12 protein-coding genes and 1 pseudogene are annotated in these 13,520 nt (G+C 42.7%); 2 read left to right on the top strand and 11 right to left on the bottom strand.

Features of this window, described 5'->3' with window-relative positions:
* Positions 1 to 115: 115 nt before the first annotated feature.
* The 10 genes and pseudogenes from RM368_RS16145 to RM368_RS16105 all read right to left on the bottom strand — a co-directional run.
* Complete coding sequence (locus RM368_RS16145; RefSeq protein ID WP_322694990.1) at positions 116 to 2,023, bottom strand: adenylate/guanylate cyclase domain-containing protein; 1,908 nt, start codon at positions 2,021 to 2,023, stop codon at positions 116 to 118.
* Positions 2,024 to 2,658: 635 nt separating this feature from the next.
* Complete coding sequence (locus RM368_RS16140; protein ID WP_322694989.1) at positions 2,659 to 3,804, bottom strand: hypothetical protein; 1,146 nt, start codon at positions 3,802 to 3,804, stop codon at positions 2,659 to 2,661.
* Positions 3,805 to 4,180: 376 nt separating this feature from the next.
* On the bottom strand, positions 4,181 to 4,303 hold the full coding sequence (locus tag RM368_RS38765; RefSeq protein ID WP_416212236.1) for a transposase: 123 nt from the start codon (positions 4,301 to 4,303) through the stop codon (positions 4,181 to 4,183).
* 293 nt (positions 4,304 to 4,596) lie between these two features.
* Positions 4,597 to 5,415, bottom strand: a complete 819-nt coding sequence (locus RM368_RS16135) for an ABC transporter permease (protein WP_322694988.1) — start codon at positions 5,413 to 5,415, stop codon at positions 4,597 to 4,599.
* A 159-nt stretch (positions 5,416 to 5,574) separates the two neighbouring features.
* Entirely contained in the window at positions 5,575 to 6,522 is a 948-nt protein-coding gene (locus RM368_RS16130) for an ABC transporter permease (protein ID WP_322694987.1), read from the bottom strand.
* Complete coding sequence (locus tag RM368_RS16125; RefSeq protein ID WP_322694986.1) at positions 6,503 to 6,709, bottom strand: hypothetical protein; 207 nt, start codon at positions 6,707 to 6,709, stop codon at positions 6,503 to 6,505. The genes RM368_RS16130 and RM368_RS16125 overlap by 20 nt, the downstream gene beginning before the upstream one ends.
* Positions 6,710 to 6,844: 135 nt before the next feature.
* A complete protein-coding gene (locus tag RM368_RS16120; protein ID WP_322694985.1) occupies positions 6,845 to 7,987 on the bottom strand; it encodes an IS4 family transposase in 1,143 nt (380 codons plus the stop codon).
* A gap of 174 nt (positions 7,988 to 8,161) precedes the next feature.
* Positions 8,162 to 8,986 (bottom strand): ATP-binding cassette domain-containing protein, encoded by an 825-nt coding sequence (locus tag RM368_RS16115; protein WP_322694984.1) that lies wholly within the window; start codon positions 8,984 to 8,986, stop codon positions 8,162 to 8,164.
* Positions 8,941 to 9,495, bottom strand: a complete 555-nt coding sequence (locus tag RM368_RS16110; RefSeq protein WP_322695047.1) for a substrate-binding domain-containing protein — start codon at positions 9,493 to 9,495, stop codon at positions 8,941 to 8,943. Before RM368_RS16110 ends, RM368_RS16115 begins: the two co-directional genes overlap by 46 nt.
* A gap of 46 nt (positions 9,496 to 9,541) precedes the next feature.
* A pseudogene (locus RM368_RS16105) lies at positions 9,542 to 9,820 on the bottom strand (Hsp20/alpha crystallin family protein); the annotation flags it as partial.
* 910 nt (positions 9,821 to 10,730) lie between these two features.
* Between RM368_RS16105 and RM368_RS16100 the strand changes: the two are divergent.
* Together RM368_RS16100 and RM368_RS16095 are read left to right on the top strand one after the other, a co-directional pair.
* The gene (locus RM368_RS16100; protein ID WP_322694983.1) at positions 10,731 to 12,176 is read left to right on the top strand and encodes an MFS transporter; all 1,446 of its coding nucleotides are present in this window, start codon (positions 10,731 to 10,733) and stop codon (positions 12,174 to 12,176) included.
* A gap of 200 nt (positions 12,177 to 12,376) precedes the next feature.
* Positions 12,377 to 13,180, top strand: a complete 804-nt coding sequence (locus RM368_RS16095; RefSeq protein ID WP_322694982.1) for a phytanoyl-CoA dioxygenase family protein — start codon at positions 12,377 to 12,379, stop codon at positions 13,178 to 13,180.
* Positions 13,181 to 13,330: 150 nt separating this feature from the next.
* Here the strand turns inward: RM368_RS16095 and RM368_RS16090 are convergent.
* Positions 13,331 to 13,520, bottom strand: a 190-nt coding sequence (locus tag RM368_RS16090) for a hypothetical protein (protein ID WP_322694981.1), incomplete at its 5' end; no start/stop codon positions are given.

Genomic DNA, 13,520 nt, shown 5'->3' with positions numbered 1-13,520 from the left:
GAGCAGGGGAGGCAGGGGGGCAGGGGAAAAGGTTAAAGGTTAAAGGGAAAAGGAATAAATTTAATCTTTCCCCTTTTCCCCTTACCCCTTTCCCCATACCCAATGCCCAATGCCCTCATCCCTTGCGTCCAATTAACAAATAAGTTGTCATCTTCCCTTTGCCTTTAACTTCAATTTCGCCTCGTTTTTCAAATACAAATTCATTACATAAGCACTTATAAGTATTTTTTGTAACTTGGATTTTACCAGCAATACCTTGGGATTCCATAGAGCGAGCGATATTTACCGTGTCTTTATAGAGTTCATAAGTAAACTTATTCAGATCGATCGCTTCCCCTACTACCGAACCGCTATGGATGCCGATACGGATGCTGAAATTTTGGTTATTCTCAGTATTAAATAGAGCGATCGCAGTTTGCATATCCAGTGCCATCAGAGCGATCGCTTCAGCATGATTTTGGCGGCGTGTAGGTAAGCCACCAACCACCACATAAGCATCGTTAATGGTTCTGATTCTCTCTAAACTATATCGTTCGGTGAGGCGATCGAAAACTGAGAAAATTGAGTTGAGTAGGTTCAGCAGTTGAATTGCACTCATAGAAGTAGCAATTTCGGTGAAGCCAATGATATCTGCAAATAAAACTGTGACATCAGCAAAGTCTTCGGCAATTTTAGCTGGTTGTTCTTTCACTTCTCTAGAAATTGCGACTGGCAAAATATTCAGCAATAAACGTTCGGTTTCTTTCTGATGATATCGAAGTGCTTCTTCTGCTGCTACTCGCTGGCTTACATTGCGAAAAATGCCGCGAATCGCAACTGGATGACCTTCAACAAATTTACAATTAATATTACCTTCTAGAAAGATTGTTTGACCGTCTTTAGTAACGAATATAGCTGTTACTTGCCCAAGATTTTCTCCTGATAGTACGCGATAAAATCTTTGCAAACAGCTTTGTTTAAACTCTGGATGTATAATATCGAAAATACTCATATTCGCAATTTCAGCTTCGCTATATCCCAAAGTTTCTCGCCATGCACGATTGACATACAAAAAACGACCAGATGGATTGACACATTGAATCAAGTCATTAGCATTTTCAAATAAATCTCGATATCGCTCTTCACTTTCCACAAGAGCATCTTCTGCTTGTTTGCGTTTGATAAATTGGGCAATTTGGCTACCAATAGAACCCATCATTTGCAGTAGGTCTTTATCTTTTGGTAGGAACTCCCGACTAAAGAAAACCATCACTCCTAAGATTTCACTATCGTCTAAAATGGGGAAGCCAAAAGCTGCGTGCAATCCAGCCTCCGCAGCCAGTAGCGATCGCCTTTGATCTCCATCTACTGTGATATCTTTAATCCACAAAGGTAAACGTCTGATCCAAATTCGACCAGGTAAGCCAACACCAGGTGTATAAGTAGTTTGCCAAGTGATTGCTTTAAACTCTCGCACAGAAACTAATCGACTTGACCAAATTTCTACACACCTTAGTACTGCATTGAGACTATCTCCTTGTAGGGAAGTACCAATATATTGACTTGGTGTCCAAAGTTCGCCTAAATCCCATCCCAAGTTTTGACAAATCGACTGCAAAATTTGGGGAATCCCCTGCTTTATGCTTTGTGATTCTGATAATATGCGAGTAATAGAATACTGGGCACTTGTACGCTGTTCTCGGCGTTGCCAAGCAGTAATATCCCGACCAATATAGACAATATCTTCTAGTCCTTCTGTTTTTTTGGTAATCACTGAGCAAGAAAAAGCAATCAACAGTTTCTCTCTAGTTTTGGTTCGACAAACCACTTCTAGATTTTGGGCATTACGCTTTAAATAAAAATGTTGACAAATAGCTTTAATTAAAAATTGATCTTCATCAATGATTAATGATATCGGTTGATTTATTAATTCTTCTTCCGGAAAACCAAATAATTGTTGAGCAGCATAATTTACTTTTTTTATTTTTCCTGAATTACTGGTTACTAACAAAGCATCTGGCATTGAAGTAATGACTTGTTCCATGTAATTAATGTTTGATTAATATACAAGCCTGTTTTTTCCAAAATATTTTTTGACTAAGTTTATATTACTTGATTAAACGTGCTATTTTTTCACCTCAACCGAGTATAATTGAGCAAAAACTACTAGTTCACTGTGGCGGAAATTTGCCTACCTTTAATAAGTTGTTCAGAGCAACTTATCTAGTTAATTGAGATAGTAGCTAGATTTACGTCGTGCTGTACTAATCCAATGTCTAAGCTAGTGCAAGAGATTTTATAATAAGCACTTTAGTCCTTACTACAAACTTGCTTACCCATTTAAACTAAATAAGCTTGATTAATCTTTTTAAGATACTTCTTTTGGGGGATTGACAAGTTAATATAATATTGCTGTTCGAGTAACTGCTTGTTAACAGTAGACTTCATGTTTAATTTTAATCCTATGTGGTATTTTACAAAACGGCGAATTAGATAAGTATTTCAACCAAATATTGCCGTAAACACCTTTCATTAGTTTCGCTATCTTGAAAGTTGATTTTTCAAGATAGCGCGATCGCCAGCATTTAGGAAATTTGCAACCCGTTACTTTATAAGAGAATGACGACTCTGTAGCTAGGTTCTTGCTACTTTCTTATTCTTCAATTTCATCAATGAAGTTTATGATTGTGCGCTGGCTACAATTTGATTCCAGGCTTTGACTGCTGTCTGTAAATTCTTTGGCAGGTTATTTTGAGAAATATCGTTGTATTGAACCGTACCTTCTTGGCTGGTGAGGGTATAGGTGATATAATCAGCAGCACCACTGGGGGCTGGGTAACTCAAATTCCGAAATTTACTAAACTGAGAACGTTCTAGCGATCGCACAAATCGTTGTACCTGTTGCACAGAAACACGGCGAACACTACGTTCAGAATCATTAGCATCACCAATCCGCACGCGAATCAGTCGCCCATCCTTGAGTAAAACAGTCTCATAGGTTCTACCAGCAAAACCCCCACTGGAGATTTGGCGAAATACTATATCTCGATCTAACGGTGGTGGTAACTCACTAGCTGGAATTTGCACAGGGGCCAGTGTAGTTTCGTTAGCCTTTTGATTCAGCCTGAGTGCGGAACCTGTTTGATTAGTATGATAAACCAAAGTTTGACCGACTCCGCCGACAACCACCCGCCAGCCTGATACCAAAGCTTGGGTACAGAATTCATCAGGATTAGCTAATTCTAAACAGCTATCTCTCCAAGTTTGCTGTTGAGCCTCAATAATGGTTAACTGAGAAATTGGCTGTTGCAAACGTCTGGATACGGCTTGTAAAACCGCATTTTTTACAGATGTGGGTAATTTATTTGGCAAATTTTCTGAGGGAGTATTTGCTGAAGCTAAACGTAGCGATCGGCCATTATTATTAGTATGATAAACCCAGTTTTGTTTGCCATTAGATACCACAACCCGCCAACCAGGAACTAAGGCTTGGGTACAGAATTCATCAGCTTGAGGCAGTTCCAAGCAACCATTGCGCCAAGTCTGTTGATTGTAGTCAATAATTTGCAGTTGTCTAGTAGAAATTCCCTGCCTGCGGGCTAAATCGCGCAGTACCGCATTAGCTACTGGACGTGGCAAACGGTTTGGTTTAATATTGTCTTTGAGAACTTCATTGCTTGTTTCTAGCGATAAATTAAGAGAAGCCCCCGTAGCACCTTTTACAAGTGTTAAACCGCTAGCAACAGACAAAATTCCAGTCAAAATAAAAGCAGTAAAAATTCGCCCTTGATTAGTGTTAAAGTAGTTTTTTCGCATGATTTTCATAGTAAGATAGAACAAATAAATAGTATTTAGCTACTAATAGACAATAAAGTATATAATTCCATAACTTCACTATCTGGAAATACATTAGTATCTATATTTTGAAACAGATATAGAGACAGACGTTGATGTACTGATTGTTTGTTCCTTATAAAAATTCTGGTTTAAGAAGAATTCAGGAGTCAGAACAATCAGTGGTGGATACCCTGCGGGATGTTGCTACAGACCCGCCACTGATTGAAAAGCACTAAGTCTTCTTTTTCAGAGACGTTATAAGTAGCTAGACATGATTAAATATAAAACGTTCAACAAAGTAATTACCGTTGTTTACACGATTTTCAATAGCATGAATTAGAGCGATGCCTGCGGCGGGCTACGCCTACGCTAGTTCATACTTATCGTCAAAAATCTGTGAAGAAAGCTCATAACGTTTCAGGTGGAGCCACCGATTTTCAAGGCGGTTCATTTGAGGTGAGTATGGGGGTAGAAAAAAAATGTACAACCACAAGCTGAGTGCTAAATTTGCCAGTATTGTTGAACTTGTTTGCTACTATGAAATGATGCTCCATCTTGAATAATGACAGTGATTTTACACGTTTGTTCAAGACGCTGTTGGGCTAAATATGGCTGGCATTGCAGTAGTTGCAAGTAACGTTCACTATTAAAACCACCGACCACAACCCCATATTCAAAACTGTGTTGAGGCTCCCAAAAACCAAGAATACTAATTCTTTTATATTTAACGTTGAACAGAGTCAGAAACTCTGAACAACTACAACTTCCGTTTCAATAAACTCAGCCTTTCTGCACAATACGCTGTTGAAAAAGCACGACCAAAAGTAACAAGGCCCCACGAAGTACGAGTTGCCACCAAGGAGTAATGGTTCCCTCAAGATTTAAAAGGTTGTACATCATTCCTAGTAAAAGTACACCGATTAGCGTCGGAAACACGCTCCCTTGACCCCCTGCGAGAAACGTTCCTCCCATGACGGTGGCGGCGATCGCATCCGTCTCCCAGCCAAAGCCAGCGACAGGCTGACCCGCCCCTAGACGGCCTGCGAGAATAATACCAGCAAGCCCTGAAAGCAACCCGCTAAATGTGTAGACTGCCACCTTCACTCGGTTTGGGTTCACGCCCATGAGCCGAGAAGCCTCCTCGTTATTGCCAATAGCGAATATGTGCAAACCTAATCGGCTTCTGTGCAGCATAAACCAAGCTGCAAAATATAAGAGTGCAACTATCAGCACAGGTACAGGAATCCAACCAATGAATCCCCTACCCAGCCAAATAAATCCCGATACTGTCGATGATACGGCAATGGACTTTTCCTCGGTGATGCTCAACGCCAGACCGCGTGCAGCGCTGGCAGTGAATAAGGTAACAACGAACGGCTGAAGCCGCGCGCGAGACACCAGAAGACCATTGACTACACCGAGCAACGTGGTGCTAGCAATGCCACCGGCGATCGCCGCGAAGCTTCCTTGTCCGGCAAGCATTGCTGTAACAACACCGCCTAGAGCAACCAGGGAACCCACAGACAGATCGATTCCTCCACTCAAGATGACGACAGTCATGCCTAGCGCCACGATCGCCAGCATACTATTCTGTCGCATGATGTTCATGAGATTAACAGGTGTCAGGAACGTTTCATAACGAAAGGATGCGAAAACAGCCAAACTAAGGAGCATGAGTAGCACGCCTTGGGAGGTGAGGAGTTTGGCAAGATGCCGCAAACCCGTAAGTGCAAGAGACCTTGTCGCAGGCATGACCCGTTAAACCTCCCTCGGACGCTGCAAAAAAATGGCGAAAAGAATGATTACAGATTTCAAAACTAAAGACCAGGTAAAGGGAATCAGGAGCATATTGAAACTTGTGGAAATCACCTGCATGAGCAAGGCTCCGACAACAGTACCGAGGATATTTGCCCGACCACCAGAGAAGGGCGTGCCGCCAACAACAACAGCGGCGATCGCATCAAATTCCGCGTTGACACCGACCTTACTCGGATCGCCCATGCCCAGCCTTGCTGTTTCGATCAGTCCGGCTAACCCGGCAAGCAGGGCGCTAATTATATAGACTATATATTTCACGCGCTCCGCACGGATACCCGCAAGCCGTGCGGCCTCCTCGTTGCCGCCAACTGCAACGATATGACGGCCCAAAAGTGTAGAGCGAATACAGAAGAAAGCTGCCGCGATCGCTACTGCCGCAATGACAACTTGAATTGGTATAGAACCGAGATACCCCTTTCCCAGCGCTTCAAATGTCGGATGGACGAAAGGAACGAGCTTACTGTCCCCGATAACCTGAGCAATCCCACGCCATAAGATCAGAGCCGCCAAGGTGACGATCAAGGCATCAAGTTTCAGACGTGAGATCAGAAAGCCATTGATCGAACCAACCAACAGAGCAGCGCTGAAAGCGAACAAGATGGCCACAGTCATCCCATACTTAATCAGCAATGCCACAATGACTGAAACCAATGCCATAGTAGAGCCAACCGTCAGGTCGATGCCACGGGAGGCAATGACAAAGGTCATGCCAACGGCAATCAACATTGTTGTGGATACTTGCAGTAACATATTCAATGTGTTGCTAATTGTTGCAAAACGCGGTGTGAAGATGGCGTTCGCAACATAGAGAATTAAGAGTGCCGCAAATGCACCGAAGTTTGGATTCCACAGGGTTCCCCAACCCAGATTAGGCTTCTTGCTCTTCATTTGGATTTTGCTCTGTTTGAGATTGTCCACCGACGGCTTCCTGACGATCTGCGCCTTCCGCCATTGCGTGCAGAATTGCCTTGATGTTCTTCTGTTCGCCGCCCAGTTCCGCGATTGACTGCCCGTCACGCAGGATGACGACACGTTGCGAACCTTCAACTAACTCTTCCACTTCCGAGGAAATCATCAGAACTCCCAGCCCTTGTTCTGCTAGTTCGGCAATTAGCTGCTGGATCTCGCGCTTTGCACCAACATCAATACCACGAGTTGGCTCATCAAGGAGAAGAAGTTTTGTATTCTTATTCAGGGGGCGACAGTGGAGCTAAAGAGCTTGCTGTATAAGTGACATAGCTTTCAAGCCCTGGCGATAAAACCTTAGCTTATTGCGAATAGAACCCATAAGTTCCTCAACCCATATTTGACACTCATGAAAAGCAGTTATCCAATTTTGTCCGTATAAACCTATCCAAAAATTACTGTGCCGTTTTCTAGTTCTACCTTTTTCTTGAGTCCGGCAGACATAGAGTTGTTGTCTTTGTAATTTAGTCCTTTGTCCTTGTAACCAAGCAGAAGTCATTGCCAAGGCAATTAACAATATTATTCGTACAAGTCTATCAGGATTAGCTTTAGAACCCTCCAGATTGTAACCACCAGTTTTACAGTCTTTAAACATCGCCTCTATTCCAAAACGCTGACTGTAAATTTTGACGGCAGATTCCAAGTCAGGTAAGTTTGTTAATAAATACCAAGCATCACCCTCTTGTTTACCTCGATACTTTCTCTTCCAGTAAACTGCTAAATTGAATCGACCAAATCCTGACTTTTGCGTAAGATGAATATTAGTATAAAATTGACGAATACCTGGATGAATAGGAATGTTATTTAAGGGTTTAAACTTTTGTCTTTTTTCACGAAAAGTGGTGTTATGCTTCTGACGAAACACAAAGCTGATATTCTGTCTGTGTAACCAATCTGCTAGTTCTATACTATGAAATTCTCTATCCCCAATTACGACTAATTTATAAGTCTTTAGCAACCGGATAACAGGTCGTAATACTTTTTGTTGTTCTACCAAGTTAGTGCTGCCATCCTTCTCTAACATTACCCAAAATATTGGTAAGGCTCTTTTTTGATAAATCACACTCACCATCAACACGTTATTTTCTTTCCACGCTCGTCTATCCATCGCAATGGTTAATTGTGACCCCAGTTTAAAATGTTGGTTAATTATTGCTTCAATGATCGGAAACCACAGTAATACTACACTCAAAGCATTCAACGTTAGAAATCTTTGTAAATGTCGCCTTCGACTATTCTGTTGTATGGGTAAAGGTAGCGTTGCCGCCAATCTTTCCAGTCTGACTTGTTTTTGATTTTGTAACAACCACACTAACAATTTTAAAGTAATTAACTGCGAGTGATTTAGGTATTTTTCGAGAAACGTTTGATAAAATGAAGGCAACATTATAGTGACGGTCTTGTTCAATTTACGAGACCGTTCTTTTTTACCATCAAACTGTACCCCATAGATAGGTGCTTAATAACTGCACAGTTCATTGTCAATAAGCTCCCTTTTTTTGAGAGGGTCTGTTACTTCAAATCCTTTACCTGTGGTACTTTAACGAGTATTGTCGCCCCCTCAAGTATTCTTACACAGCCATCGCGCCAGAAGTACCTTCTGCTGATTACCGCCCGATAGTTCGTGGATCTTCTGCTCGGCGCTGGCGGCTTTGATTCCAAGGCGCTGCATGAAACGCTCTACAAGTTCGCTCTGTTGTTTTCTGGAAACGATGCCCCATCGCGTCAAGTTCGGTAGTGCAGCAAGTGTGAGGTTTTCACGCACCGAAAGCTCAGGGATGATGCCGTCTGCCTTGCGATCCTCTGAAAGGAAAGCTATGCCTGCGTCTATGGCATCATGAGGATCGCGCAGAGATAAAAGACTACCTTCGAGTTTTACAGTTCCACCTTCAAGAGGTTCAGCTCCAAACAAGGCACGCACCGTTTCACTACGACCAGAGCCGAGTAAACCCGCAAGCCCAACGATTTCGCCATGCCGCATTTCAATGGAAACACCATTGAGCCGTTTTTTATATTTGAGAGCTTCCGCTTGGAGCAGCACTGGCTGACAAGGCGTGTTTTGCGAGTGTCCTGCAAATGCCGTGACTCCTTGGCTCACCTCTTCGGGTTTACGACCTAGCATAAAACAAACGAGTTCCAGACGAGTCAGCGAAGAGAGCGATCGCGTCACGATATTGCGCCCATCACGCAGTACCGTGACGCGATCGCACACGGCATAAAGTTCTTCAAAACGGTGGCTGACGTAGACGATAGATGTCCCTTGCGACTTTAGCCGCCGCATGACATCAAAAAGCACAGAAACTTCAGTTTCCGTCAGCGAACTCGTGGGTTCATCAAGAATTAGCACCCGCGCCCCAAAGGATATAGCGCGGGCGATCGCCACCATGTGGCGATGATTTTCATGTTGGGATAAGTAGCGATCGCATTACGAAATCCCTTAGCGCGATCGATTGCAACCGATGAACCCGCTGTTCCTGTGAGTTCCACGATGGATGCCTTACCGTTGGTTGCCTGGGCTAGCCATTCACCAACGCGGCGACCTTGGGCGATAAAATCCGACCCAAGAAAGCTGACGAAATGTTCGCCTGGTCTTCCTGCTGCTTCACGGTCGATGAGAAAAACCGGTATTTTTGCCGCTCTCGCTGCTTCGAGAGCGGGCGTAAGACCCTCATACTCACGTGGTGCAAGAAATATCACATCAACTTGTCGTGCAATTAGATCCTCAATGTCGGCAAATTGCTTCGATGTCTGTCCCTGAGCATCCGTCATCAGAAAATCATAAGTTTTCTGACGCTTGGCGGCCTCCTCCTTAATGCTGTTCGTTTCGGCAATGCGCCACGGTCCAATGTTCTCCGTTTGCGAAAATCCGACAATTTTTTTTGTTTTTTCGTGCATACAGCCAGACAGCGAGAAAGCCGAAATAGTAATTACAACGTAGGCGCTAAATACCAACAACTTTGGCATATAAGCTCCGATATCTGAGTATCCAAAACAGGTTTTCTTCTTCATAGCCTTCGTTGCATGAAACAAAAAAAAGACACTCCAACTCGCAGAATACTTTTACAACCTTGTTCTTCTCAGATTCAGCCTTGGGCAGCGTCAGCTTGAGAATGCCATCCTTGTATTTTGCTTGAACCTGTTCATTCTGAACGTAGGTAAGTAGCAAAATCACGCGCTGAAACCTACCATAGCGGAATTCAGTGCGGGTCAACGCCCTTTGGGGAGGGAAAAGGTTAAAGGGGAAAGGGGAAAGGGAACCCCATAACTAAAGTTAGGGGCTGAAGTAAAAACGCTTCGCAAGGGTTTGGGGGAAAGGGGAAGGTGGGGTTCCCTCCTGACAAGTGTAGGTTTTTTATGTGGGCATGAGTGGATACTCTCAAACAGAGTTCTAAAGGTGGTTCAAATAACGAAATTTCGTTCTTAGGTGGAAAATTAGAGACTAAAATTTGAGTTTTCAACCAACGCAAAAACCTCATTTCAGCCACGTTTGTAAAATACCTACACCTGTCAGGGGGTTCCCTCTGGGGATAAGGGGCGGGGAAAAGGGATAACACAAGAGTCCTGTTCCTGCTTCCCTTTTACCTTTACCCTTTAACATGAGTCCCTATTTTTCTGCCTACGTATCTCGAAATAAATCTTTACATGTGCTTTATATTTAAAAACTCTTTCTTGTATCCTTTCCCCCTTCCCCCTTCTCCTTCTTGGTCATGCCTTTTTCTTCCGTTTTGACTTCTAATTTACGCTCACCCGCGCTCGATACTGCTTCTGCGGATACCTGCATATTAAAACCCGGTTTTTCCAGACCGTTGAGGTAGTATTGCTATCTCACTTCGCAAATCGGGTATATCAACTCTTGAAATAAAAAACAAAATACCCGATGAGTATACAGACTATTCCTGCGGTTTCAATAAAGAAACCAGAGATAAACTGCTATCTATAAACTTGAAAACGACTTTCAGCACATCAATGACAATCATTTTAGGCACACAAGCTCACAAACAGTCAATATATAGATTTCAGGTGCTGACTGCAACTTTTTTGAGTGTTAGACACAGCTCAAAAGCCTAAACTTAGTATAGTACATGTGTATGATACGTAAATCCTAAATTATTTTCTTAAATACTAGATTTATGGATTCTTCTCAAATTGAAACAGGTGCGCCTCTTTCTATAGAAATTGCTCAGATTGCTTCGCCATCCACAACACTCTCTCCTAGCTCAACACTCAGCCATCGTATTCCTAAAGATGCTGTTCGCACCAGTTTGAGTGCTTCTACTATCGATGGTGTTTTCGCAGCACTTTTCTCTATTGGTACTGGCGCAATTTTGCTAGGTAATTTCTTGGTGGAGTTAGATGCCAGTCCAGTGGTATTTGGCATGGTGAGTTCTATCCCCATGTTGGTAAATCTCTTTCAGCCGATGGGTGCTTATTTGTCTGAACGCAGTACTAGCCGTTTTCAGTATTCGCTTCGCACTCATGGGATTGGTCGGCTACTATGGCTGATTTTAGTAATTGGCATTGTTAGCTTTAGTTGGGGAGGGCTTAATTCCAACCAATTAGTGATATTGTCGCTTTTGATTCTCGTATGCAGCAATTTTTTAGGAGGATTAGGAGCCGCATCTTGGTTGAGTTGGATGGCAATGTTAGTCCCACGGCAATTACGAGGTAGATATTTCGGGCTACGCAATAGCCTTGCTAACTTAACCGAGTTGGTCGGTTTGCCAATAGCTGGTCTCGCCGTATCACATTGGTACGGGGGAGCTATTCAAGGTTATGGGGTGGTTTTGTTCTTAGGCATTATCTTTGGAATTGTGAGCTTGGGGTGTCAGTATTTTCAGGTTGATATAAACCCTCAACTACAAAATACTTATTATGCTAACTCATCTCAAACCAGTGAGATTCAGTCGGACTTGGCACCAAATAAACCTGGTGAGATATCTGAACCAATCTCTCTGCCGCAAATGCCAACTCCTCAAAATCAGATAGATAGCAGCATTTGGAAAAACTCTAATTTTTTGGTGTTTCTACTTTATTTCGGCTCATGGACATTTGCTGTTAATCTAAGTGCCCCGTTTTTTAACCTCTACTTGCTAGACACACTGGACTTGGATGTGAGTTGGGTAACTTTCTACAACAGTCTGCGAGCAGGAGCACACATGCTAATGCTGATCGTCTGGGGCAGATTAGCAGATAAAATAGGCAATCGTCCGATTTTAATTTCTAATGGACTTCTCATTGCAGTCATACCTTGGCTGTGGCTGAAAATGGGTTCTAGTCCTCTCGATCTCTGGCTATGGTTGCCGCTGTTACACATTTTTATTGGAGCTAATTGGGGAGGAGTTGACTTGTGTAACAACAATCTTCAGATAGAGATTGCACCAGTAAAAAATCAGTCTATATATTTTGCGATCGCAGCAGCTGTTGCTGGGGCAAGTGGTGCTTTAGGAGCAACTATCGGTGGCTTCATCGCTCAATTTGCTGGGTCTTTTGGTATAGCAGAAGTATTTATTGTATCTGGTGTATTACGATTAGCTTCACTTGTGCCACTCATTGTTAAAAAAGACTTAGGTAGTTAGAATGAAATCTCTTTGTTGCGGATATGAGAACAAAAAGTTGTACTTAACTTGGAGATTTATCCACCTATAGGAAGAACTGCTAACTTATATCTTTACTTTACAGTAAGAAAGATTTTTAACTTAGTGACCAAGTTAATGTCAGTAAAGCAGATTATAGAAATCTGTTATTACATAAATCTGACTTTATTCGTTTTTTCGTAATGCTTAAGGTAGACAAATCAAAAATTACCACCCAACAAGTTGAAGCTTTCGAGCGAGACGGCGTTATCTGCGTCAAAAATGTTTTGGATGACATCTGGGTAGAACGGATGCGAACAGCCGTTGATAAGAATGTATTAATCCCCGGCCCTTTAGAAGTTAAAGGTATTCCCAGACCAGAAGGTCATGTGGAACATACCAGTAGCTTATGGCTCACCGATGCTGATTTCCGTGCTTTGGCTTTTGAATCTCCGCTAGCATCCCTCGCCGCTCAAGTCTTGAAATCAGAAAAACTGAACTTTTTGACCGACGGTTTCTTTGTTAAAAAGCCGAAAACAAACAGCCGTGTTGGGTGGCATAACGACCTACCTTACTGGCCTATAAAAGGCTGGCAGTGTTGTAAAATTTGGCTGGCTTTAGATAGTGCCAACCAAGAAAATGGTCGATTAGAGTATATCAAAGCCTCTCATCAATGGGGCAAAGAGTTACGTGAAGGATCAAACCCCTCCTGGTTTGTAGAGCCAGAACCTCGCGAAATTTTGTCTTGGGATATGGAGCCTGGAGATTGCTTGGTTCATCATTTTCTGACAATTCATCATTCAGTAACCAACATATCTTCTACACAACGACGTGCAGTAGTTACCAATTGGACTGGCGATGATGTTACTTACTATCACCGCCCGAAAGCATGGCCTTTCAGACCTGTTGAAGAAATTGATCTACCAGAATTGAATTCATTCAAAACCAAAAAATCTGGTGAGCCGATAGACTGCGATATATTTCCTAGAGTTGAACTGCATCGCTAGTTGGAAATCGCTACTACTGTGTCAAGTTTAAATTGATCGAGAAGCAAGTTCGTAGTAAGTTCGCGCGATCTTCTCCCAAAGGGAGAGGCTTCTCTTTCAGAGACGCTAACCCAAAGTGTCTCCTAAACAAGGGAGTTTCCCTACGAGCGATTAACGAACTCGAAGGGTAATCCCTCTTTTGTCACTTTCGGCAGAGAATAATTTGTAACCCTTGCCCAGATAGGATTTTAATATTAGAGCTTGTTTGAAAGTTTCTATTAGCTTGCGATCGCTAATCTTCCCACTAAATCTAGGGCGTGTCATCAATTGAGCCAAATGACAGAAGCAGCCAGATAAATTG

It is taken from the genome of Nostoc sp. DedSLP03 (assembly GCF_034530815.1).
Lineage (GTDB): Bacteria > Cyanobacteriota > Cyanobacteriia > Cyanobacteriales > Nostocaceae > Nostoc.
The sequence above is the reverse complement of the archived record's forward strand: the minus strand, read 5'-3'. Positions and strand labels throughout refer to the sequence as shown.